Annotated in this window: 17 protein-coding genes and 1 other RNA gene; 15 read left to right on the plus strand and 3 right to left on the minus strand. The window is 65.4% G+C overall.

What is annotated here, in order from left to right; translation table 11 throughout:
* Positions 1 to 48: 48 nt before the first annotated feature.
* The 4 genes from bcsN to V8U06_RS01375 all read left to right on the plus strand — a co-directional run bounded on the left by bcsN (position 49) and on the right by V8U06_RS01375 (position 7,934).
* A complete protein-coding gene (gene bcsN, locus V8U06_RS01360; RefSeq protein WP_427139189.1) occupies positions 49 to 1,011 on the plus strand; it encodes a cellulose biosynthesis protein BcsN in 963 nt (320 codons plus the stop codon).
* Positions 1,012 to 1,096: 85 nt separating this feature from the next.
* Positions 1,097 to 3,268 (plus strand): UDP-forming cellulose synthase catalytic subunit, encoded by a 2,172-nt coding sequence (bcsA, locus tag V8U06_RS01365; protein WP_427139190.1) that lies wholly within the window; start codon positions 1,097 to 1,099, stop codon positions 3,266 to 3,268.
* The gene (locus V8U06_RS01370; RefSeq protein ID WP_427139191.1) at positions 3,265 to 5,610 is read left to right on the plus strand and encodes a cellulose biosynthesis cyclic di-GMP-binding regulatory protein BcsB; all 2,346 of its coding nucleotides are present in this window, start codon (positions 3,265 to 3,267) and stop codon (positions 5,608 to 5,610) included. The genes bcsA and V8U06_RS01370 overlap by 4 nt, the downstream gene beginning before the upstream one ends.
* Positions 5,611 to 5,771: 161 nt before the next feature.
* Positions 5,772 to 7,934, plus strand: coding sequence for a cellulose synthase (locus tag V8U06_RS01375; protein ID WP_427139192.1), 2,163 nt, complete (start codon positions 5,772 to 5,774; stop codon positions 7,932 to 7,934).
* Between the two features lie 278 nt (positions 7,935 to 8,212).
* On the opposite strand, the gene V8U06_RS01380 is transcribed toward V8U06_RS01375, so the two are convergent.
* From V8U06_RS01380 to V8U06_RS01390, 3 genes are all read right to left on the minus strand, one after another.
* Positions 8,213 to 9,154, minus strand: coding sequence for a transglycosylase SLT domain-containing protein (locus V8U06_RS01380; protein WP_427139193.1), 942 nt, complete (start codon positions 9,152 to 9,154; stop codon positions 8,213 to 8,215).
* Positions 9,155 to 9,286: 132 nt separating this feature from the next.
* A complete protein-coding gene (locus V8U06_RS01385) occupies positions 9,287 to 9,916 on the minus strand; it encodes a LysE family translocator (RefSeq protein ID WP_427139194.1) in 630 nt (209 codons plus the stop codon).
* Between the two features lie 67 nt (positions 9,917 to 9,983).
* Entirely contained in the window at positions 9,984 to 11,198 is a 1,215-nt protein-coding gene (locus tag V8U06_RS01390) for a pyrophosphate--fructose-6-phosphate 1-phosphotransferase (protein WP_427139195.1), read from the minus strand.
* A gap of 240 nt (positions 11,199 to 11,438) precedes the next feature.
* Here V8U06_RS01390 and V8U06_RS01395 point away from each other — a divergent pair, with 240 nt between their 5' ends.
* The 11 genes from V8U06_RS01395 (at position 11,439) to V8U06_RS01445 (ending at position 22,533) form a co-directional block, all read left to right on the plus strand.
* A complete protein-coding gene (locus tag V8U06_RS01395; RefSeq protein WP_226918497.1) occupies positions 11,439 to 12,179 on the plus strand; it encodes a TerB family tellurite resistance protein in 741 nt (246 codons plus the stop codon).
* The gene (locus V8U06_RS01400) at positions 12,176 to 12,940 is read left to right on the plus strand and encodes an N-acetylmuramoyl-L-alanine amidase (RefSeq protein ID WP_427139196.1); all 765 of its coding nucleotides are present in this window, start codon (positions 12,176 to 12,178) and stop codon (positions 12,938 to 12,940) included. The genes V8U06_RS01395 and V8U06_RS01400 overlap by 4 nt, the downstream gene beginning before the upstream one ends.
* 224 nt (positions 12,941 to 13,164) lie before the next feature.
* A complete protein-coding gene (locus tag V8U06_RS01405; protein WP_427139197.1) occupies positions 13,165 to 13,836 on the plus strand; it encodes a lytic transglycosylase domain-containing protein in 672 nt (223 codons plus the stop codon).
* Positions 13,837 to 13,910: 74 nt separating this feature from the next.
* Entirely contained in the window at positions 13,911 to 15,092 is a 1,182-nt protein-coding gene (locus tag V8U06_RS01410; RefSeq protein ID WP_427139198.1) for an NAD(P)/FAD-dependent oxidoreductase, read from the plus strand.
* A 41-nt stretch (positions 15,093 to 15,133) separates the two neighbouring features.
* An RNA gene (rnpB, locus tag V8U06_RS01415) (RNase P RNA component class A) lies at positions 15,134 to 15,529 on the plus strand.
* 420 nt (positions 15,530 to 15,949) lie between these two features.
* Positions 15,950 to 16,390, plus strand: coding sequence for a division/cell wall cluster transcriptional repressor MraZ (gene mraZ, locus V8U06_RS01420; protein ID WP_427139199.1), 441 nt, complete (start codon positions 15,950 to 15,952; stop codon positions 16,388 to 16,390).
* A gap of 14 nt (positions 16,391 to 16,404) precedes the next feature.
* The gene (gene rsmH / locus V8U06_RS01425) at positions 16,405 to 17,430 is read left to right on the plus strand and encodes a 16S rRNA (cytosine(1402)-N(4))-methyltransferase RsmH (protein WP_226918502.1); all 1,026 of its coding nucleotides are present in this window, start codon (positions 16,405 to 16,407) and stop codon (positions 17,428 to 17,430) included.
* 3 nt (positions 17,431 to 17,433) lie between these two features.
* A complete protein-coding gene (gene ftsL / locus V8U06_RS01430; protein WP_226918503.1) occupies positions 17,434 to 17,835 on the plus strand; it encodes a cell division protein FtsL in 402 nt (133 codons plus the stop codon).
* A complete protein-coding gene (locus V8U06_RS01435) occupies positions 17,835 to 19,586 on the plus strand; it encodes a peptidoglycan D,D-transpeptidase FtsI family protein (RefSeq protein WP_427139200.1) in 1,752 nt (583 codons plus the stop codon). The genes ftsL and V8U06_RS01435 overlap by 1 nt, the downstream gene beginning before the upstream one ends.
* 65 nt (positions 19,587 to 19,651) lie before the next feature.
* Positions 19,652 to 21,103 carry a UDP-N-acetylmuramoyl-L-alanyl-D-glutamate--2,6-diaminopimelate ligase gene (locus V8U06_RS01440; RefSeq protein WP_427139201.1) on the plus strand — a complete coding sequence of 484 codons (1,452 nt, stop codon included), beginning with the start codon at positions 19,652 to 19,654 and terminating at the stop codon, positions 21,101 to 21,103.
* Positions 21,100 to 22,533 (plus strand): UDP-N-acetylmuramoylalanyl-D-glutamyl-2,6-diaminopimelate--D-alanyl-D-alanine ligase, encoded by a 1,434-nt coding sequence (locus V8U06_RS01445; RefSeq protein ID WP_427139202.1) that lies wholly within the window; start codon positions 21,100 to 21,102, stop codon positions 22,531 to 22,533. The genes V8U06_RS01440 and V8U06_RS01445 overlap by 4 nt, the downstream gene beginning before the upstream one ends.
* The last annotated feature ends 36 nt before the right edge of the window (positions 22,534 to 22,569 follow it).

A 22,569-nucleotide genomic window follows, 5' to 3' on the forward strand; every position in this document is an offset into this window, starting at 1 on the left:
TGGGTTCTTGTAATTTCCATCCGGCGCCGGTCGAAATATGACTTGGGCATGGATGATTCGGCAGCGATTCGTTTTTCAGGCCGTGGCGGCGGCGTGTCCGGGGTGGGCTTTCTGCTCGTGGCGTTGGCAGCGGCCGCAAGCGGTTGCACGGCACGACCGGGCGCGGGCGTCGCGACGCTTTCGTCGACCGTCTCGGCGGCCAGCGCGCTCGTGGTGCCGGCACCGGGCACGCTCTCCATCGTCAGTGTGATCCAGCGGCAATATACCAATGCGATCGAACAGCAGGTGGCGCTGTCCACCTCGGCCTCGACCTCGGGGCAGAATTTCATCAGCATCCAGGCCTTCGGTCCGGCCGAAACGGTTGCCCTGCCGGCCGGCGCGCTTGCCTTCAAGCCGGTGCGCCATGCGGCGATCCAGGCGGAAATCAGCCGCTATTTCCCCGGCCGGCGGCTGACGATCTCCAGCAATTTCGTGCGCAACACCTACGGTCCCTTCGGCTATGCCTATGGGCCGGGCGCGGGCAATGACGGCTGCCTTTACGGCTGGCAGCAGATCCGCTCGGACGAGGCCGAGCGCAACCATATGAACAGCTCTGGAATGCTGCAGATCCGCCTGCGCGTCTGCAAGGCGGGCGCCGGCGAGAAGGAGCTGGTCGAGCTGATGTACGGTTATACGGTCACCGGCGGATTTGCCGGCACGACGTGGAACCCCTATGGCCGGCCGGCGTCTGTCGATGCCGAGATCGGCGGCGGCAAACCGCTGCGCGTCGCGATCGAAGAACCGCGGCATACGGCCGTCACTGTCGACACGGTCAGCAAGGCGCCCGTCACCCGGCGGGTGACGGAAGGACGACCGGCGGTGCAGCGCAAGGAACAGGTCGCGGCCAAGGATGTGGTCGTCGTGCCTTCGCCCTCGGGCGGTGCAACGGCGACGACCTCCGGGGAGGACACGATCGTTGTGCCGTCACCCGTCTGCGTTACTGGGACTGCCGGCTCGGCAACCTGTAATTGAGAAAACGCCCGGACATCCTAATTTTTTCTTAACATAATGGTGGGTAAGGTCCGGGCTACAACGCTATGATGGCGAAGGACGGCGCATGAGGCATACCGGCACGATCATCCTGTGGGCGCTCGTTTCTGCCCTCGTGATCCTCGTCATTACACTGCCGATCAACCTGCAGACCCAGCTGATCGCCAGCATGGCAGTGGTCACCTTCATGGCGATCATCAAGGTGTTGCGCGCGGACGGCATCTGGCGTCTGATCGCGCTGGCCTTCGGCACCGCCGTCGTGCTGCGCTACGTCTACTGGCGCACGACCAGCACGCTGCCGCCGCTCAACCAGCTGGAAAACTTCATTCCCGGTTTCCTGCTCTACCTCGCCGAGATGTACAGCGTGATGATGCTGGCGCTCAGCCTCTTCGTCGTGGCCATGCCGCTGCCGCCGCGCAAGACCCGTACGGCCGCCGACGGTAAGCTCCCGTCGGTCGATGTCTTCGTGCCGAGTTACAACGAGGATATCGGGCTCCTCGCCAACACGCTCGCCGCCGCCAGGGCCATGGACTATCCCGCCGACAAGGTGACCGTCTGGCTGCTCGACGACGGCGGCACCGAGCAGAAGCGCAACGCCGCCGCCGTCATCGAGGCGCAGACGGCGGAGGCGCGCTACCGCGACCTTCAGGCGCTCTGCGAGGATCTCGGCGCGCGCTACCTGACGCGGGCGCGCAACGAGCACGCCAAGGCCGGCAACATGAACAACGGCATGCAGCATTCCACCGGCGACCTGATCGCCGTCTTCGATGCCGACCATGCCCCGGCGCGCGATTTCCTGCGCGAGACGGTCGGTTACTTCTCCGACGATCCCAAGCTTTTCCTCGTCCAGACGCCGCATTTCTTCCTCAACCCCGATCCGCTGGAACGCAACCTGCGCACCTTCGAGACCATGCCGAGCGAGAACGAGATGTTCTACGGCATCATCCAGCGCGGCCTCGACAAATGGAACGCGGCCTTCTTCTGCGGTTCGGCGGCGGTGCTCAGGCGCACGGCGCTCAACGAGGCGGGCGGCTTTTCCGGTCTTTCGATCACCGAGGACTGCGAGACGGCGCTGGCGCTGCATTCGCGTGGCTGGAACAGCGTCTATGTCGACAAGCCCTTGATCGCCGGCCTGCAACCGGCCACGTTCGCCAGCTTCATCGGCCAGCGCAGCCGCTGGGCGCAGGGCATGATGCAGATCCTGCGCTTCCGCTTTCCGCTGTTCAAGCGCGGGCTCTCGCTGCCGCAGCGGCTCTGCTACATGTCGTCCATGCTGTTTTGGCTGTTCCCGTTTCCGCGCACGATCTTCCTCGTTGCGCCGCTCTTCTACCTCTTCTTCGATCTCGAGATCTTCACGGCCTCCGGCGGCGAGTTCCTGGCCTATACGCTCGCCTACATGCTCGTGAACCTGATGATGCAGAACTATCTCTACGGCTCGTTCCGCTGGCCGTGGATTTCCGAACTCTACGAATATGTGCAGAGCGTGCATCTGCTGCCCGCCGTCGTTTCGGTCATGCTCAATCCCACCAAGCCGACCTTCAAGGTTACCGCGAAGGACGAATCGATCAAGGTGGCGCGGCTTTCCGAGATCAGCCGGCCGTTCTTCGTCATCTTCGGCGTCCTCTTCGTCGCCTTCCTGATGAGCATCTACCGGTTCTATTCCGAGCCCTACAAGGCGGATGTCACCTTCGTGGTCGGTGCGTGGAACCTGCTCAACCTCGTCATCGCCGGCTGCGCGCTCGGCGTCGTCTCCGAGCGCAGCGAGCGGGCGGCAAGCCGGCGCGTCACGGTCAAGCGGCGCTGCACCTTCGTCATCGAGGGGCGTGACTATCCCTCGACGCTGGAGAACGTCTCGGCCAACGGCGCGCGCGTGCAGGTCTACGGTCTGGAGGCGGAGGTCGCGACCGGCACGCGGGCCTATCTGCGCTTCGCGCTGTCAGGCGCGGCGGGGGAGGAATCCTTGCCCGTCGACGTGCGCAACATCGAGAATCTCGACAATGTGGTTGCTGTCGGCTGCCGCTTCGTGCCGGAGGTGGCGCGTCACCATTCCCTCGTCGCCGACCTGATCTTCGCCAATTCCAGCCAGTGGAGCGATTTCCAGGTGTCGCGACGCCGCAATCCCGGTCTCCTCCGGGGCACGCTGTGGTTCCTCGGCATCGCCGTCTACCAGACCAGCCGTGGCCTCATCTACTTCCTGCGCAGCTTCGGCGGCGGGCGCAAGGGGGAGGCGGCATCGTGAAAGGCCCTGCCGCCATGGCCGCGCTCGTCGGCCTCGTTTTCGCGTTTACCGCATCCACAGCCCTTGCGCAGCAGGCGACGCCCTTCGACATGTCGGGCGAGCGCGGACCGTCGACGGAGACGAAGCCGGCAGCCGGCGGCGACACGCCCGCCGTGGAGACCAGGGTGCCGGAGAAGGCGGCGGCCGTCGCCGACGCCGCCATGCGGCGCTACATCATTCCGGCATCGTCGCTGATGCTCGAAGGGGAGGCCGCGAGCCGTTCCTTTCCGGTCTATCTCACGCCGCAGCAGGCGGCGGCCGGGACCACGCTTCACCTCGGCTATTCCAATGCCGTGGTCGTCGCGCCCGAGGTCTCGAGCCTCACCGTCGTGGTCAATGACGTCACGGTCGGAGAAATGCCCGTCCAGTCGCCCGAAGGGACGAAGGACGTGCATTTCGATCTGCCGGCGAAGCTGCTCCGTCCGGGCGTCAACCGGGTCACGTTCAATGTCGTGCAGCGCCACCGAACGGACTGCACGATCCGCTCGACCTATGACCTGTGGACCGCGCTCGATTCCACACGCACCTATCTGAGCGTGCCGCGCGACGACAGCGGGCGTCTGTTGACGACCGACGATATCGCCGCCATCGGTCTCGGCCCGACCGGCCGGACGAAATTCACCATGGTTGTGCCCGAAATGGGTCAGCCGGCCGCCACCAATGCGCTGATGCGGCTGAGCCAGGGGCTTGCCCTGATGGCGAAGATGCCGAACCAGGTCTTCGATGTGGTCGAGGCGCTGCCCGCAAAGGGCGCGGCTGGCGAATTGCAGGTGATGCTGGGCACAGCCGGCGATCTGGCGCCGCTCCTGTCGAACCTCCCGGCCGCCGCGCGCGGTTCGGCGGTCGCGACCTTCGTCGATGCGCCCTCGGGCGATCACAAGATCTTCGTCGTCAGCGGGCCGGACTGGCCGTCCATCGAGGCCGCGGTCGAAGGCATGGTCGCGCCCATCGACCGGCCGCTCGGCGTGACACGCGAAGCGCTCAGCGTGCGCCAGCGCAATGCCGCCGAGATGCCGTTGCTGGCCGGCGAGACGGCGCTGAAGCTCGCCTCGCTCGGCGTGCGCACCGCCGAATTCAGCGGCCGCCGCTTCCGCACCGGCTTCGACATCGGTGTGCCCTCGGATTTCTATGCCGGGGCCTATGGCGAAGCGACGCTGTTGCTCGATGCGGCCTATTCGGCCGAGGTGCAGCCGGGCAGCCATATCGACATCTATGTCAACGGCAACATCGCCTCGACGGTGCCGATCACCAGTCGCAACGGCGGCATTTTCCGTCATCTGCCGATCCGCGTGACCATGCGGCATTTCCGGCCGGGGCCGAACCGGATCGATATCGAGACCGTCGTGATGACGGCGGCCGACAAGGTCTGCGCGCCTGGCGCCAGCGCCCTTCAGGAGCCGCGTTTCGCGCTCTTCGACACATCCGAATTCCGCATGCCGCGTTTCGCGCGCGTTGCGCAATTGCCCAATCTTGCCGCGCTGTCGGGCACGGGCTTTCCCTATTCGCGGGCGGTCAACCCCATCGCGCTCTATCTCGACCGGCTCGACAAGGACACGCTGTCGACCAGCGCGACCTTCCTCGGCAAGATGGCAGTCGCGAGCGGGCGGGCCCTGCAGGTGCGCCCGGAAGCGTCCGCACTCGCCATCGGCGAGCGGGACGCCATCCTCGTCGGCACGATCTCGCAGCTGCCGCCCCTGGTGCTCGGCCAGACGCATATCGCGGGTGAAAGCGCATCGAGCTGGGGCAGCGCTGCCGACGGTGCGGCCGGGCAGGGCGCAACGCAGGACGCGCTCGATGAATGGCAGCTGCGGGTGCGCGGCGGTTCCTGGCGTGGCCAGATTTCGGCCTTCGAGACCTGGCTCCAGGATACATTCGATATCTCGCTCTCCTCGCTCCGGCTGCTGCCGGGCGAGGAGGCGCCGGTGTCGCCCGACGACACGGCGCGCCTGCTCGTGGCGCAGGGCGACAGCCCGGAGCGCACCGCCGTCTGGACGGTCGTGTCGGCGCCCACGGGCGCGGACCTGCGCGCCGGCATGGATGCTCTGGCGCAGGAGGCCGGCTGGCAGCAGCTCGACGGTTATGCAACGCTCGAAAGCAAGGACACGGAAACGCTCGATACACGGGCGGTCAGCAGCACGCGTTTCGTCGTGACCCAGCCCTGGAGCTTTGCCAATCTCCGGCTGATCGCGGCCAACTGGCTGTCGTCCAACATCCTTGCCTATGCGGTCGTTTTCTGCGTCCTGTCGATCCTGCTCGGCATTGCGACATCCGGGCTTTTGCGCCGCTTCGGCCGTTCGAGCTGAGCATGGCCCCCCCGAACACTGGCAGCGGCCATTTACCAATGGTTAACCCTATCGCGGTCTTATCGCAGCGGGTTGGCTTCTCCCGGCCGTTGCACGGCGTTTCCATAGCGCGTCGTGCCGGGGAGGGCCGCATGGTTGATGTAAACCGAAGGAAGTTCGGCATGAAGTCGGTCCTCATGGCGCTCGTCCTCGCCTCTGCCGGCGCGGCCGGTGTCGCCGGCCTGTCTTTCGGCCTGCCCGATGGCCTTATTAAGGGCCTGCCGCGCCTTGGCGCGGGCGCGGGCGGCGTGACGACCGGCAGCACCGACGATGCGCCTGGCGCAGGTGCCCGCCAGACAGGGTTCGAGATTGCCCAGACCGATACGGCGCAGACGAACGGGACGTCCGCCGTCGATACGACGGAGCGCAGCACCGTCGTCGACGAGAGCGCGCTCCGCTACTTCGCTGCACGCGGCGATATTGCCCGGCTGAATGCCGAGATCGCCCGCCTGCGCTCGCTCTATCCCACCTGGACCCCGCCGGAAAATCCCCTTGCCGTTCCCGTCAACGAGGACAAGCAACTGGAGGCGATGTGGGCGCTCTACAGCCAATCGCGCTATGCCGATGTCCGGGCTGCGATCACCAAGCGCCAGCAGGAGGATCCGCAATGGATGCCGCCGTCCGATCTCGTCGAGCGGCTCGATGTGGCGGAAAAGCGCGCCGAATTGATCGCCGCCTCCAATGCCGGCAAGAGCGAAGATGTCGTGCGCCTCGGCGCCGAGACGCCCAGCCTGCTCACCTGCTCGGACGCCGACGTGCTGTGGCGCGTCGCGGAAGCCTTCGCCAGGACCGATCGCAAGCAGCGCGCCAAGGATGCCTATGGCTACATGCTCGACAATTGCACCGATGCGCCGGTGCGGGTGGCGACGATGCAGAAGGCCTCCACGCTGCTGGCCTACCAGGACATGCAGGACCTGCTGTCGCGCGAGCGCGTCGGGGCTGACGGAATCAAGGAATTCGACGCGGTCCGCAGCGATCTTGCGCGCCGCTTCGTGGGGGAAGGTGACGAGGATGCGACGATCACCGTCGCGCCGGCCTATCTGAAGCTCGTCGAGAAGCTGGTCGCCGACGAGGGGCTCGCCTCCGATGCGCTGCTGCTGGGGTGGTATCACCTGCGCCGCGACGAGAATGCGATTGCCGAGCCGTTCTTCCGCAAGGCGCGCGCCGTCGAGGATTCTGCCTCCGCCGCGCAGGGCCTCGCGCTCATCCTGCTCGCCCGCAAGATGCCGGGAGAAGCCGAAGACGTGATGTATGCCTGGCGCACCAGTTCCGATCAGGCGAGGCAAACCTATCTTGCCGCCACCGCCAATCTGCTTGCGCTCGATCCGCCACCGAAGCTCGACGCCAAGGTGCTTGGCCGCATCGCGCAGGTGACGCTGGAAGAGAAACACCCCGAGACAGGCGAGCAGTTCGGCTGGTATGCGCTGGTGATGGACCAGCCGACGACCGCGGCGGAGTGGTTCTCCCAGGTGCTGGAATGGAAGAAGGATGACGAGCCTGCCGCCTATGGTCTCGGCGTGGCGCGTCTGCGGCTTGAGGACGAGACCGGCCTTGCGGCGCTGAAGCAGGCCTGGGCCGGGCGGTCCGAACGCATCGCGCGGCTCGGTGAAGGCGAGGCGATGGACGGCGGAACAGTGCGCACCGTCGTCGGCAAGCAGCCCCGTCTTGCCCGGACCAGCGAGCGCGTGACGACCCGTCCGCTCGTCGAAGAGGTTGCCGTGCGCCGGCAGCGCGAGGTGCGCACGGTACGGCGCGCGAACACGGCGCCGGCCGTTACGGCCGATTGCCGCAGCACCCGCAATCCGGCCGGCCTTGCCCCGGCCACCGCGCTTGCGCTCGGCTGGTGCCTGATGGAGCGCAATCGGCCAATGGAGGCCGCGCAGGCCTTCGAGGTGGCGCTTGCGGGCGAGGGACGCACGAAGAGCGATGCGGCCTACGGCCAGAGCCTTGCCTATCTGCGTGTCGGGCTGACCAGCGATGCCGCGGTCGCCGCGACCAGGGCGACGCTCGATCAGCGCCGCGGCGCCGAACTGCAGGTCGCCATTCTCGGCGATCGCGCCGTCAGCAGTTTCCGCGCCAAGCGCTATCGTGAGACGATCGCCTTTCTCGATCAGCGCAGCCAGCTGCACGCCGAACCGACCGACCTGATGGTGTTGCGCGCCTATGCCTACAAGAATCTCGGCATGCGCGGCGATGCGCTGCGGCTGTTCGAGGCGCTCGGCGAGACCGGGCAAAGGGATGCGATCCGTGCGCTGGCCGAAATGCGCAGCGAAGGCCGGCGGTAATCCCGCTTCGGCCCGGCGTCAGAGGTTATGCAGGCAGTGGTGGCTGTCGTGCCCTGCGAGATTCCGAGGGCGCTGACCGGCAACGGCATCCAGCGCGCCGGTTCACTGAAAATGCTCTCGCTTTTTGTTTTACCGCATTGTCCGACGCCGAAGCGATCCCGCTTCGGCTGGAAATGCTAGAGTTTGTCAGGGAAATGTGGGAACCGGTTTTCCCGAAAAGACAAACGAAAACAAAAGAATTTAGAGCTTGTCTGGTTCAATCTGAACCTGACATGCTGCTAGCGCAGCCCGGTCTCGTCCAGCAGGCCCTTGCGCTTGGCGTGGTAGTAATAGCCGGCCGCATAGAGGCGCACCGCGCCGTCGTTCTTGTCGTCGGCGACCATCCATGCGCCGCGCAGATACTTGCCGGCATATTTGATGTTCGTCTCGGCGTCGAACAGGCCTTCGGCCGGGCCTTCGTAGCCCATGCTCTTGGCCGTTGAATACTTGATCTGCATGAGACCGTAGTGGCCGCGGTTGAAGGCCCGCGGATTGTAGGTGCTTTCCCGCTTCACGACGCGATGCAGCAGCGATTCCGGAATGCCGTAGAGGGCGGCATATTTGGTGATCAGTGCATCGATCGGCGTGCCGGATTTCTTAAACGGCTGGTCGGCCTGCGGCACGACAAGACGTGTCTCGGTGGTCAGGACGGCGTTGCTGATCATGGCGGGCTTTGCCATCGGCACGATCTTGTGGGTGGCGACGAGCTGTTCGAGGCCTTCCGGCTCGCCGGTGTCGAAGCCCGGCTCCATGACGGAGACGCCGATGACGGTGTCGTAGGTCTGCGGCATTTCGGCGACCGGGTTCACCGCGGCGCCCGTATTGCCGGCAAGCGCGGCGGTGGCGGCGGCAGCACCCGTCACGGCCTTGGCTTCCGCAAGAGCGGAGACCGGAACGGCGGCGCCGGCGTCGCTCGCGACGGCAATCGGCGTCGGCAGTGCGAGCGCGGTGTTCTCCGTGCCGGGCTTGGCGACCGGCAGGGCCGCATAGGCGACTTCGGTCGTCGCGCCATCGGCGGCGGCGATGTCCGTCGTTGCCGTCATGGGCGTGGTCGCTGGCGTCACCGTCCTGGCCGTCGTTGCGTCTTCTGCCACGCTGGCGCAGCCGGCAAGCGTTGCAAGAAGGCCTGCACAGGCAAGCGCGGCAATGCGTGCCGGACGGGGAACGGATGTATCAGCCATGGTCGTCGCTCTCGGTTTGCCGGGGTTCAGAGGCGCCGAAACGCCCCCGCTTTTGCAAATCAACCGGCCGTGGCCGTGCCCCGCTCATAGCCGATCAGGGGCAAAGCGGCAACCCGCAGGCTTCGCCATGTCTCATGCCGCCGCCCGTTTGAGGCCCGCCGTCAGCAATCCGGCGCCGATCAGCAGCGTGCCACCGGTGCGGTTGACGACCTTCTGTACCGAGGGCTTGCGGATGGTCTTGCGCGCGGCGGAGGCGAGGAGGGCGTAGGAAAAGGCATTGAGGGTGGCGAGCGTCAGGAAGGTGATCTCGAAGATCGCCATCTGCGGCAGCATGGGCTGCGAGAGGTCGAGGAACTGCGGCAGGAAGGCCACGAAGAAGACGATGCTCTTGGGGTTGAGCGCCGTCACGACATAGGCGTGGGCGAAGATGCGGAAGGGTTTTTCCTCCGCCGGAGCCGCGCCCTCCGTGCCCACCGTGACGGGCGCGCGCCAGAGCTTGATGCCGAGCCAGACGAGATAGGCCGCGCCCACCCATTTCAGCACGGTGAAGATGGCGGCCGAGGTCGCGAGCAGCGCGCCGAGGCCGAGCATGGAGGCGGTCATGGCGGTGAAATCGCCGAGCGCCACGCCGGCGACCGTGGCGCCCGCCGTGCGCCTTCCGTGGCCGAGCGCATAGGAGATGACGAGAAGGATCGTCGGGCCGGGGATGGCGAGCATGATGGCGGAGGCGGCGGCGAAGGCGAGCCAATGGTCGAAGGACATAAAAAACTCCCCGGATCGAGTGCGATCCGGGGAGCAAGCCATTGCTTATCTTTACCGTCAAGCGGGTTTATGCCACCGGCTTCCACTTCTGGCCGATCGTGTCCATCACCTCGCCGAACCACTTGGCCGACGTGTCGAAGTGCTTGCCGCCCTTGATGCGCGGGAATTCGATGGTGCGCAGCTTGCCGCCCTGGCCTTCGTCATGGCCGGTCACGCCCGAAACCTTGTTCAGCGCGCTTTCGACGGCAAGGTCGGTCATGCTCTGGATGAGGCGCAGGTCGTCGCGGTTGGCCGGCGCGGAGCGGGCGTAATAACCGGATTTCTGCACCATGGCGCGCTCGGCACCGAGGAGGGCGGCGAACTGCTTGGAGAACCAGTTGCCGACATTGATCGTGTCGATCTTCACATGGCCGAAGGCATCGCGCTTGACGGTTTCGCCGGAGGCTTCGCGTTCAGCGACGATGGCGTCGAGGCAGGCGCCTTCCGAGACGAACAGCGTGACGAAGCCGGCCCGATCCATGACGGCGCGCAGGCGCTCGGCTTCCGCTTCCAGATTGAAGTCCAGCTCCGGCAGGTAGAGACCGTCGATGTTCTTCAACTGCTTGTTCATCATGAAGCCGTCGACATAGTCGTTGCCGCTGGTCTTCTGGATATAGGCGCGGGCCGTCGCGGCGGTGAGCCAGCCGCAATGACGGCCCATCACCTCATGCACGACGAGGGTGCGCGGCGCGGCGCTCTGCTCGTTGCTGACATGGTCGAAGAAGCCGGCGCCGACTTCGGCGGCCGTCCAGGCGCCGAGCGACTGGCGGATCGGCACGACGTCGTTGTCGACGGTCTTCGGCAGGCCGACGACGGTGAGGTTGTAGCCATTGGCGCCGAGATAGGCGGCAAGGTCGGCCGCCGTCGTGTTGGTGTCGTCGCCGCCGATGGTGTGCAGGATGGTGATGCCGTCCTTGGCGAGGCGCTCGGCCGCCACGCGCAGCGGGTTCTCGCCTTCCTTGACGAGGCCGCGCTTCACGCAGTCGGCGGCATTGGTCAGCTTCACGCGGCTGTTGCCGATGGGCGAGCCGCCATAGCGATGGAGGAGGGGCGCCTTCTCGCGCATGTCCTTGGTGATTTCGATCCGGTCGGCAAGCAGGAGGCCCTGATAGCCCGAGCGATAGGCGACGAGCTCGATCTCGGGCGCGACGTCGCTGTAGCGTTCGATGAGGCCTCCGACGGCGGACGACAGACAGGGCGCGAGCCCGCCGGCGGTCAGCATTGCGACTTTCTGCTTGGCCATAATTCCTCCTCGGCTTCAGCACGTCTCGATGGGTGGGCGTTCTCTAGCGCAGAATCCCCAGAAGGGAAACGGCGCGGCGAACTTATCCGCGCTCTGTGACGGATTGTCTTTTATGCTCCACAGGCAAAAATCCCGCCGCCAGAAAATCGGATGCATCCACTTATTGAGGGACATCAAAATTTTGTCATCCTGACGTTTCCCGCCTTGCTTTCCCTGCAATTGTCTGATCAAGATCACCTTATGTTCCAGAATTCGCCCAGTTGCTTCATCAGTGCCGTGTGGGATCGCCTCGTCGGCATGGTCTCGGATGCCGCCAGCAACGTGCTGTCCGGCGTGGTCGAGGCCGTGCGGACGCTCTTCGAAGGCGACCCGGAAACCCGCCGGCAAGTCGCCTTCTCCGTCGCGATGATCGCGCTTTCCGCCAAGATGGCGAAGGCGGACGGCATCGTCACGACCGCCGAGGTCGATGCCTTCAAGGACATCTTCAAATATCCCGACAACCAGGCGGCCAATGTCGCCCGGCTCTATAACCTCGCGCGCCAGGACGTCTCGGGTTACGAGGCCTATGCGGAGAAGATGAAGGCGCTTTGCGTCTCCTGCGAGAAGAATTGCCCGATCCTCGAGGACATCGTCGACGGCCTGTTCCACATCGCCAAGGCCGATGGCCTGATCCACGAGAAGGAAATGGCCTTCCTCGGCCGCGTCGCGGAAATCTTCGGCATGGCGGACGAGCGCTTCGAGCAGATCACCGCGCGCCATGTCCATATCAGCGGCCGCGATCCCTACAAAGTGCTCGGCGTGAAGCCCAGCGACGACTTCGCCGAGATCCGCAAGCGCTATCGGGTGCTTGCCTCGGAGAACCATCCTGATAGGTTGGTGGCGCGTGGCGTGCCGGCCGAGTTCCATCAGATTGCGAACGACCGCATGGCCGCGCTCAACGCTGCCTATGAGGCGATCGAGAAGGAACGCTGCGCTGCATGAGCGCATTCACATGTGACTATGCCGGCGCGACCGCCGCGCCGTCGCCGAACTTCGGCGAGCGGGCGGGTGGACGCAGGCCCGATATCATCCTCCTGCATTATACCGGCATGGCAACGGCGGACGGCGCGCTGAAGTGGCTTCGCGCGCCCGAAAGCCAGGTCTCCTGTCATTACTTCGTGCACGAGGACGGCCGCGTCGAGCAGCTCGTCAGCGAGGCGAACCGTGCCTGGCATGCCGGAAAGAGCTTCTGGAAGGGCGAGGTCGACATCAATTCGGCCTCCATCGGCGTCGAAATCGCCAATCCTGGCCATCCCGGCGGCCTGCCGGATTTTCCCGATGCGCAGATCGCGGCGGTCATCGAACTGTGTCTCGATTGTGGCGGAAGGTGGGGAATTGCCCCCGAGAGGGTGCTGGCACACAGCGATGTGGCCCCCGTGCGCAAGGTCGATCCGGGTGAAAAATTCCCCTGGGGACGCCTGCATGCGGCCGGTGTCGGGCACTGGGTCGAGCCGTCGCCGATCGCTGGCGGGCGCTTCTTCCAGCAGGGGGATGCCGGCCAGCCGGTGGAGGCGCTGCAGACCATGCTGTCGCTCTACGGCTATGATGTTGATATCGATGGGGTTTATTCGGGAAAAACACACGGTGCGGTCGACGCTTTCCAGCGGCATTTTCGACCGGAACGGGTGGATGGCATCGCCGATTTTTCGACTATCGATACGCTCCATCGCCTGCTCACCGCGCTGCCGCGCCTGGCGGCCTGACAGCCTATGCGTTCATTAGAATATTACAGCCTGTAACAGAAGTTTACCGGTTCGCCACATCCTGACCCGATTGGACATGTTCTTTCAGGCTGCGTTCGTTGCAGCGCAACATGCGATCAGGGCCTGATCGCAATCAACAGGATCGAGACGTTAGCGCAGGGTGCGCGGCTTGGACTGCCGCGGGCCGAGGCTCTGCCTTTGCGCCTTTTGGAGACGACAACTAGATGAGAAGACTTCTTGCTGCCATCAGCGCGGCCTGCCTTTCCGTGTCTGTTTTTTCAGCCGGCATGGCGCATGCAAGCCCCGGCGATGACCGGACCTGGAGCGCCCGGACGCTGTTTCCGAACGCCCAGAATGCCCAGAAAGAAAAGGTCGAAGGCAAGGAAAAGACCCGCAAGACCTCGGGCAAGCGGGGTAAGCGCAAGACCGTTTCCAGCAAGAACGGCGTTGTCGTCGGCAAGCTGAAGACCTTCAAGAGCACGACCGGCTATCCGAAGGCCGACAACCCGCTGACCGCGGAACTGAAGACCGCGAGCTATTCCGGCATGATCCAGACCTATGCGAAGGCCTATGGCGTTCCGGTCGATCTCGCCCATGCCGTCGTGCGCGTCGAGAGCAATTTCAACCCGCGGGCCCGCGGCAGCGCCGGCGAAATCGGCCTCATGCAGATCAAGCCGGCGACGGCGCGCATGATGGGCTACCGCGGCAGCAGCAAGGGGCTCTACGACCCCGAGACGAACATCAAGTTCGGCATGAAGTATCTCGCCATGGCCCATGAGCTTGGCGGCGGCACGACCTGCGGCACCATCCTGAAGTACAATGCCGGCCATGGCGCCAAGCGTATGAACCCGGTCTCCAAGCGCTATTGCGGCAAGGTGCAGAGCTACATCGACTGAGCCGCCGCACCTCCTTCGCGGGCTGGAATCGGCCCGCGGCCATGCTATGCCATGCCGGAAGGTGAGGGCGCAGCATGGTTCGGCATTTCGATTTCGTCGTGGTGGGCAGGGGCATGATGGGCGCGGCCGCCGCGCGGCATCTTGCCAGAACGGGCGCCACCGTGGCGCTCGTCGGCCGGGGCGAACCGGCAGACTGGCAGACGCATGACGGCGTGTTCTCCAGCCACTACGACAGCGGCCGCATTACCCGCACCATCGATCAGGACCCCGACTGGGCATTGCTCGCCCGGCGCTCCATCGCCCGCTACCGGGAGATCGAGGCGGAGAGCGGCATCGGTTTCTATGGCGAGGTCGGCTGCCTGATCAGCGGCCCCGCCGGCGGCGATTTCGTCAATGCGGTGGTGGCCGTCGCCGAGCGTTATGGGCTGGAGGCACCCTTGCTCGACCGGTCCGCGTTACGGGTGCGCTTCCCTTGGTTCGATCTGCCGGAGGCCTCCTCCGGTGTCTTCGAGCAGACGGGTGCAGGCTATGTCGATCCGCGCAGGCTCGTGGCGGCGCAGGTCGCCTGCTTCGAAAAGGCGGGCGGCATCTGCCTGCTCGACGACGTGGTTTCCGTGACGGAGGCCGGCGACCGGGCTTCGGTGGCGCTGAAGGGCGGCGGTTCGCTCACGGGCGGCCGCGTGCTGGTGGCGACGGGCGGTTTTTCTCGGGCGCCGGGGCTGCTGCCGCGCATGCCTGCGTTGGTCGTCAAGGCGCGCACGGTGGTGCTGGCTGAGCTGTCGCCGGGGCAGGCGGAGGCCTATCGCGGCATGCCGTCCTGGATCGACGAAAGCGCGGGGCCGGCCGATCATTTCTATTTCCTGCCGCCCATCCTCTATCCCGACGGCAAGACCTATCTCAAGATCGGCGGCGACCCGATAGATGTGATGATCGAGGACGAGCGGGCGATCGGCGACTGGTTCCGCGGGGAAGGGCGGCCGGAGGCAATCACCCATCTCAGGCGCCTGCTGGCCCGGTCTATCCCGGACCTCGCGCCGGTGCGCCTCCTCTCCGCGCCCTGCGTCACGACCTATACCACCCACGGCTATCCCTATGCCGGTTTCGTAGCTGGCGAGCGCATCGCGCTCCTGACCGGCGGCAACGGGGCGGCGGCGAAGAGTTCGGACGAGATCGGCCGCATCGGCGCCGACCTCGTGATTCGCGGGCGAATGGACGAACCGGATTACACGACGGATTTCGCCGTTCATTTCCGCTGAGGCTCTGGCCTTTCTGTTCGGCATGGGCTAGTCAGCCCCTGCCAGTTGGCCGGGCAGCCGCGCCTTGCAAGGGTCGAAAGGCCGCAGGGTGAGGAAAGTCCGGGCTCCACGGAAACACGGTGCCGGATAACGTCCGGCGGGGGCGACCCCAGGGAAAGTGCCACAGAAAGCAAACCGCCTTCCTCGGAAGGTAAGGGTGAAAGGGTGGGGTAAGAGCCCACCGCGGCCATGGCGACATGGACGGCAAGGTAAACCCCACCGGGAGCAAAACCGAATAGGGATGACGCGGGCCGCGCAAGCGGTCCAGCCCGTTTCCGGGCCGGTCATCCGGGTGGGTTGCAAGAGGCCGGGCGCAAGTCCGGTCCCAGATGAATGGCTGCCACGTTCCGGTTTCGGCCGGAGCCATACAGAACCCGGCTTACAGGCCAACTGGCAAAAATCTCCCTTCCGAGACGATTTTTTTACGATCTGCTAATGCGCTGAATTCCTTGGAGTTCGCGCATGCCTTGTCATGGGTTGGCAAACGCGCGCGCCGTGTTTTGCCGCCTGCAAATACAAGGCGTTGGCAGGGGCTTCCTAACCTTTTGTTAAACTTAACGCCTTATAAACGTTTGACGGTCTAAGTACGGGGAACGAGGTCTCTTCCCATTGACGCCCATATGGTCCCATGGTATCCCAAAATCACACTGCACAAGGACGCATGAGCGTCCGTTCATCGCAAAGCTTTGAGGCAAACCGTCCGGGGACGGTGCGACGCATCCGCGTAGCATCGGGGCAGGTTCGTGTGCGTGTCGTAATGTTGGTCATGCCGGGGTGGATGCACAGCGCTCCGGGTTTGGAAGCGGCTGTATCGCGTCATGAACCGGTTCCTGTCGAATGCGACGAACAGGGTCGATGCCAAGGGGAGGGTTTCCGTTCCTTCGGCGTTCCGTTCCGTGCTCGCGCAGCGCGACATCCGGGAACTATATTGCTTCCAGGATTTCCTGTTTCCGGCGATCAGCGTCGGCGGGCTGGATCTGCTCGATCGTTTCGAGCGCCAGATCGCCAGCGAGGACGTGTTTTCGCCGAAAGCCAACCGGATGTCGCTCCTCATTCACGGGGGCGGCGTCTTCATGAAGCTCGATTCGGAGGGGCGCCTGCCGGTCACGGATTTCATCCGGGACTTCACGGGCATCACGACGGACGTGACCTTTGTCGGTCGGGCGGATCATTTTCAGCTCTGGGCGCCGCAGACATTTCTAGCCACGCAGGCGGCTGCCCGGGAAGAGTTCAGAACGCGAGGTCTGGGCTCGGAGTAAGACGGAGAATCGGAATGGCGGCGGATCTTGGCGGAGGTTTTTCTGATGCCGATGGCGGACCGGTCCGTCACATTCCGGTTCTTCTCTCCGAAGTCCTCGAAGCGCTCGCGCCGAAGCCCGGCCAGGTCATCCTCGACGGCACGTTCGGCGCAGGCGGCTATACGTCGGCCATCCTTGCGGCCGGTGCCGACGTGATCGGTCTCGACCGCGACCCGACGGCCATTGCCGGCGGGCAGGAACTGGTCAAGGCCTCCGGCGGCCGGCTTTCCCTCATCCATTCCCGCTTCTCCGATCTCGCCGCGCATGCGCCCGCAGGCGGGCTCGACGGCGTCGTGCTCGATATCGGCGTCTCCTCCATGCAGATCGATGAAGCCGATCGCGGTTTTTCCTTCCAGAAGAACGGCCCGCTCGACATGCGCATGTCGGCCTCCGGCGTCTCGGCGGCCGATGTCGTCAATCGCGCCAAGGTTTCCGACCTCATCCGCATCTTCGGCTTCCTCGGCGAGGAGAAGCAGGCCGGCCGCATCGCGCGCGCCATCGAGAAGGCCCGCGAGAAGGAGCCCTTCACGACGACCCGCCAGCTCGCCAACCTCATCGAGCTGACGACGCCGCGCAAGGCCAAGGACAAGATCCATCCGGCGACGCGCGTCTTCCAGGCGCTGCGCGTTTTCGTCAACGACGAACTCGGGGAACTGGCCGAAGCGCTGATCGCCGCCGAGCGCGCGCTGAAACCCGGCGGCCGCCTCGTCATCGTTTCCTTCCATTCGCTGGAAGACCGCATCGTCAAGAAATTCTTCCAGGATCGTTCCGGCAAGGCCGCCGGATCGCGCCATCTGCCGGAAGTTCACGACAAAGCCGCAACCTTCGCACCAGTCGGGCGCCCTATGGTGGCTGCCAGCGACGAGGAGAGCGCGGTCAATCCGCGCGCCCGATCCGCGAAGCTGAGGGCAGGCGAGCGCACCAGCGCCCCTGCCGGGACGGATGATCTGTCCATTTTCAACCTGCCAAACCTTGCCAGCATCGAGAAGATGGGAAGCTGAGTGATGTTCCGTACCCTTGATGTCGTGATGATCGCCGTCATGACCGCAGCAGCCACCGTCACCTATTCGATCAAGCACCAGGCCGAGAACAAGCTCGAAGAGGTTCGCAAGCTCGATGCCGAGATCAAGCTGGAGGAAGACACGATCGACCTTCTCAAGGCCGACTGGGCGCTGCTGACCCAGCCGAACCGTCTGAACCGTCTCGTGAAGACCTTCGAGGCCGACCTGAAGCTCGTGCCGACCGAATCGACCCAGCTCGCGCAGCCGAACGAACTGCCGATGCGCACAGACGAACTGCCGGCGCTGGAGCCGGCCAAGGACGAGAAGGTGGCCGACGGCGCCAAGAAGAACAAGAAGAAGGCCTCGGGCACGGACGCAATCCAAACCGGATCGGTGGCCAACTGATGTCGTTCCTCTCCCGCATCATGGACCTGAAGAGCAAGGCGCATTTCAGCGCCGGCGGCAACAACAACACCCGGACCGGCGGCAATGGCGGGCAGTCCTTCGAAGGCACGCGCAAGCGCACCGGTTCGCAGGCCCGCAGCCGCGTCGCCGTCATCATCTGCTGCTTCGGCATGGTCTATGCCGTCATCGGCGGCCGCCTCGTGCAATACGGCATGGCTTCGCCGGAAACCGTCTCCTCCATCGGCCCGGCCGACCACCTGATGGCCTCGCGCCCCGACATCGTCGACCGCAACGGCGAAATCCTCGCCACAGACATCCGAACCGTCTCGCTCTATGCCGAGCCGCACAAGATCGTCGACGCGGACGAGGCCGTGGAAATGCTGGCGACCGTGATGCCCGACCTCGACCGTCGCGGCACCTATCGCAAGCTCACCTCCAAATCCCGCTTCCAGTGGCTCAAGCGCCAGCTTACCCCGAAGCAGCAGAGCCGCATCCTGGCGCTCGGCATTCCCGGCGTCGGCTTCCGGCCGGAAAAGCGCCGCTTCTATCCGGGCGGCGCCACCGCCTCGCACATCGTCGGCCACGTCAATATCGACAACCGCGGCATTGCCGGCATGGAGCGCTACATCGACAGCCAGGGCCTTGCCGACCTTGCCGCCATCGGCATGACGAGCGACGCCAAGCTGGAGCCGGTGCGCCTGTCCATCGACCTGCGCGTCCAGGCCATCGTGCGCGAAGTCGTCAAGGAAGGCATGGAGAAATACAAGGCGATCGCCGCCGGCGCCGTCGTGCTCGACGTGCATACCGGCGAAGTCCTCGCCATGGCCTCCTATCCCGACTACGACCCGAACAAGCCGGCGGAAGGGGCCAAGGAAGGCTGGATGAACCGCATGTCGAACGGCACGTTCGAGATGGGCTCGACCTTCAAGAGCTTCACGACGGCGATGGCGCTCGATTCGGGCAAGGTGAAGCTGACCGACAGCTTCGACGCCCGCGCGCCCATCCGCATCGGCGGCTTCACCATCAAGGACTTCCACGGCAAGCATCGCGTGCTGACCGTGCCGGAAATCTTCCAGTATTCCTCGAACATCGGTACGGCCAAGATGGCCGACGTCGTCGGCATCGAGGGGCACAAGGAGTTCCTGACGCGTCTCGGCCTGCTCACCCGCATGGACACCGAACTGCCCGAGGTGAAGACCCCGAGCCAGCCGCGCGAATGGAAGAAGATCAACTCGATCACCATCTCCTTCGGCCACGGCGTTTCCACCACCCCGCTGCAGACGGCGGTGGCGGGCGCGGCGCTCATCAACGGCGGCAAGCTCATCAATCCCACCTTCCTGCCGCGCACGAAGGAAGAGGCCGACGAGATCGCCAAGGTCGTCATCGGCCCCTCGACGGTCGACAGCATGCGCTACCTCTTCAAGCTCAACGCAAACGACGGCTCCGGCCGGCGTTCGCTCGTGCCCGGCTTCAATGTCGGCGGCAAGACGGGCACCGCCAACAAGGTGGTCGGCGGGCGTTACTCCAACACGCAGAACTTCAACGCCTTCCTGTCCGGCTTCCCGATCGACGATCCGAAATATGTCGTGCTGACCTTCATCGACGCGCCGCAGACGGGCGAGGGCGGTGGACGCACCGCCGGCCTCAACGCCGCGCCGATGGTGGGCGAGATCATCCGCCGCTCCGCCGCGCTTCTCGGTGTAAAGCCGAAATTCGGTGAGGACGGGTCTGCCATGCTTGTGTCTTATTGAACGGAGAAGACGGGACGCCGATTCGGAAGCGAAACGGCGCCCACAGAAAGCACATAGAGCGGACAATGAAGATCAGTGACCTTGCCGGACCCGAAATCGAACTCTCGAGCGCCGTAGCCTCCCTCGACGTCAGCGGCATCACGAGCGACAGCCGGACGGTCAAGCCGGGCGATCTCTTCGTCGCCGTCTCGGGCACCAAGGCCAATGGCAGCGCCTTCATCGCCGATGCGCTTTCCCGCGGCGCCGCCGCCGTCGTCGTTGCCGCAGGCACGCCTGTCGAAGCGTCGGCTCCGGTCGTCGCCGTCGCCGAACCGCGCCGTTTCCTGGCGCTTGCCGCCGCGCGCTTCCACGGCCGCCAGCCGGAAACCATGGTCGCTGTCACGGGCACCGCCGGCAAGACCTCCGTCGCCTCCTTCACGCGCCAGATCTGGGCGCATGCCGGCCATGCGGCCGCGATGATCGGCACGACCGGCGTCGTCGCCCCCGGCCGCAACGACTACGGCTCGCTGACGACACCCGATCCGGTTTCCCTGCACGCGCTGCTCGCCGAGCTTGCCGATGCCGGCGTCACCCATGCGGCGATGGAAGCTTCCAGCCACGGCCTCGACCAGTCGCGCCTCGACGGCGTCAGGCTCGCCGCCGCCGCCTTCACCAATCTCGGCCGCGACCATATGGACTACCACCCGACGGTGGAGCACTACATGGCCTCCAAGATGCGGCTCTTCGATACGCTGCTCGCAAAGGGCGCGCCGGCCGTCATCTATGCCGATGACGAATGGTCGGGCGTCGCCATCGACGCGGCGCGCAAAGCCGGGCTCGACGTGCGCACGGTCGGTCGCAAGGGCGACTTCCTGGCGCTGAAGCGCGTCGAGCACTTCCGCCACAAACAGACCGCCGAAATCCATATCGGCGACGAGATCTTCGAGGTGCACATTCCGCTCGCCGGCGATTTCCAGGTGGCCAATGCGCTGGTCGCGGCCGGCCTTGCCATCTCGACGGGCGTTCCCGCCGCCGTCGCCATGGCGGCGCTGGAAAAGCTCATCGGCGCCGCTGGCCGTCTCGAACTGGTCGGCCATGCCAGGAACGGCGCGCTCGCCTATGTCGACTATGCGCACAAGCCCGACGCGCTGGAAAACGTGCTGACCTCGGTGCGCCCCTTCACGACGGGCCGCGTCATCGTGGTCTTCGGCTGCGGCGGCGACCGCGACAAGGGCAAGCGGCCGATCATGGGCGAGATCGCCACCCGTCTTGCGGACGTGGTGATCGTGACCGACGACAATCCGCGCTCCGAAGTTCCTGCCGTCATCCGTTCCGAGATCATGGCCGCCGCCAAGGGCGCGACCGAGATCGGCGACCGCGCGGCGGCGATCCGCAGCGCCGTGGAGATGCTGCAGTCGGGCGACACGCTGATCGTCGCCGGCAAGGGGCATGAGGAAGGCCAGACCGTCGGTGCGGCCACGCTGCCCTTCTCCGACCATGCCGAACTGCGCAAGGCCCTGGAGGAACTCGACCGGTGAAATGGCTCTGGAACAGCGCTGATCTCATCGCGGCCATGCATGGCCGCCCCATCGGCAACCTGCCCGAGGGTGTGACCGGCATTTCCATCGACAGCCGGGCCATCACGCCCGGCGAAGCCTTCTTCGCCATCAAGGGCGACCGCGTCGATGGCCATGATTTCGCAAGCTTCGCCGTCGCCAACGGCGCAGGACTGCTCGTCGTCAGCGAAGGCAAGCTGCCGGCGCTCGGACGGCTCGTCACGCCGATGATCGTCGTGCCGGACGTGCTGCAGGCGCTGGTCGATCTCGGCTGCGCGGCGCGCGACCGCACGGCCGCCCGCATCATCGCCGTCACCGGTTCTGTCGGCAAGACGACGACCAAGGAGATGCTGCGCCAGGCGCTGTCGCCCTCCGGCAGCGTGCATGCCTCGGTCGCCTCCTTCAACAACCATTGGGGCGTGCCGCTGACGCTGGCGCGCATGCCGGAGACCACCGACTACGGCATCTTCGAGATCGGCATGAACCATGCCAACGAGATCCGCCCGCTGGTCGGCATGGTGCGCCCGCATGTCGCCATGATCACCACGATCGCCCCGGCCCATCTCGGCAATTTCCGTGACCTCGAGGAGATCGCTGCCGCGAAGGCGGAAATCTTCGACGGCGTCGTGCCGGGCGGCCACGCGGTGCTCAACCGCGACAACGAGCAGTTCGCCTTTCTCGAAAAGGCGGCCAAGGCCGCCGGCGTCACCCATATCCACAGCTTCGGCGCCGATTCGAAATCCGAATTCCGCCTGCTCGATTTCGTCAGCGGCGGCGAGGGCAGCCTGTTGCGCGCCTCGGTCGGCGGGCAGACGCTGGAAGTGCCGATGGGCGCGCCCGGCCGGCACATAGCCGAAAATGCCGTGGCGGTGCTCGGCGCCGTGCATCTTGCCGGCGGCGACATCGAGAAGGCCATGGCCGGCCTTGCCACCATGCAGGCCGAGAAGGGTCGCGGCCGGCGTTACCGCCTTGCCAAGGACGGTGGCTGGTTCACGCTGATCGACGAGAGCTACAACGCCAATCCCGCCTCGATGCGGGCCGCGATCGCGCTGTTGCGCGATGCCGCGCCGCAGGACGATGGCCGGCGCATCGCCGTGCTTGGCGACATGCTGGAAATGGGCGAACATTCGCCGGCCGTGCATGCCGGGCTTGCCGAACCGCTCGTCAATGCCGGTATCGGCACGGTCTGGCTCGGCGGCCCCGACATGGCGGCGCTGCGCGACGCGCTGCCCGAGGGCATCGAGACGGAATATCGCGAGACGGCCGACCAGCTTGCCGCCCATGCGCTTGCCGCGGTGCGGCCGGGCGACGTCCTGGTCGTCAAATCGTCGAAGGGCACGGGATTCAGCCGCATCGTGGCGGCCCTGCTTGACAAATATCCGGCGCTCCCCGAGAGGGAACGCGAGAATTGAGGGAGGTTCGGCCGGGCAGACGTCCGCCGGACCTTA

Origin of the sequence: Shinella sp. G-2 (assembly GCF_050172695.1) — a bacterium.
Classification (GTDB): Bacteria; Pseudomonadota; Alphaproteobacteria; order Rhizobiales; family Rhizobiaceae; genus Shinella.

Coding starts and splice junctions, on each gene's coding strand:
- V8U06_RS01400 (WP_427139196.1), top strand. CDS start 12,176: ATGAGCGCATTCACATGTGACTATGCCGGCGCGACCGCCGCGCCGTCG.
- V8U06_RS01435 (WP_427139200.1), top strand. CDS start 17,835: ATGTCGTTCCTCTCCCGCATCATGGACCTGAAGAGCAAGGCGCATTTC.
- V8U06_RS01375 (WP_427139192.1), top strand. CDS start 5,772: ATGAAGTCGGTCCTCATGGCGCTCGTCCTCGCCTCTGCCGGCGCGGCC.
- bcsA (WP_427139190.1), top strand. CDS start 1,097: ATGAGGCATACCGGCACGATCATCCTGTGGGCGCTCGTTTCTGCCCTC.
- V8U06_RS01395 (WP_226918497.1), top strand. CDS start 11,439: ATGTTCCAGAATTCGCCCAGTTGCTTCATCAGTGCCGTGTGGGATCGC.
- V8U06_RS01410 (WP_427139198.1), top strand. CDS start 13,911: ATGGTTCGGCATTTCGATTTCGTCGTGGTGGGCAGGGGCATGATGGGC.
- rsmH (WP_226918502.1), top strand. CDS start 16,405: ATGGCGGCGGATCTTGGCGGAGGTTTTTCTGATGCCGATGGCGGACCG.
- V8U06_RS01380 (WP_427139193.1), bottom strand. CDS start 9,154: ATGGCTGATACATCCGTTCCCCGTCCGGCACGCATTGCCGCGCTTGCC.
- V8U06_RS01440 (WP_427139201.1), top strand. CDS start 19,652: ATGAAGATCAGTGACCTTGCCGGACCCGAAATCGAACTCTCGAGCGCC.
- mraZ (WP_427139199.1), top strand. CDS start 15,950: ATGAACCGGTTCCTGTCGAATGCGACGAACAGGGTCGATGCCAAGGGG.
- V8U06_RS01385 (WP_427139194.1), bottom strand. CDS start 9,916: ATGTCCTTCGACCATTGGCTCGCCTTCGCCGCCGCCTCCGCCATCATG.
- ftsL (WP_226918503.1), top strand. CDS start 17,434: ATGTTCCGTACCCTTGATGTCGTGATGATCGCCGTCATGACCGCAGCA.
- V8U06_RS01405 (WP_427139197.1), top strand. CDS start 13,165: ATGAGAAGACTTCTTGCTGCCATCAGCGCGGCCTGCCTTTCCGTGTCT.
- bcsN (WP_427139189.1), top strand. CDS start 49: ATGGATGATTCGGCAGCGATTCGTTTTTCAGGCCGTGGCGGCGGCGTG.
- V8U06_RS01390 (WP_427139195.1), bottom strand. CDS start 11,198: ATGGCCAAGCAGAAAGTCGCAATGCTGACCGCCGGCGGGCTCGCGCCC.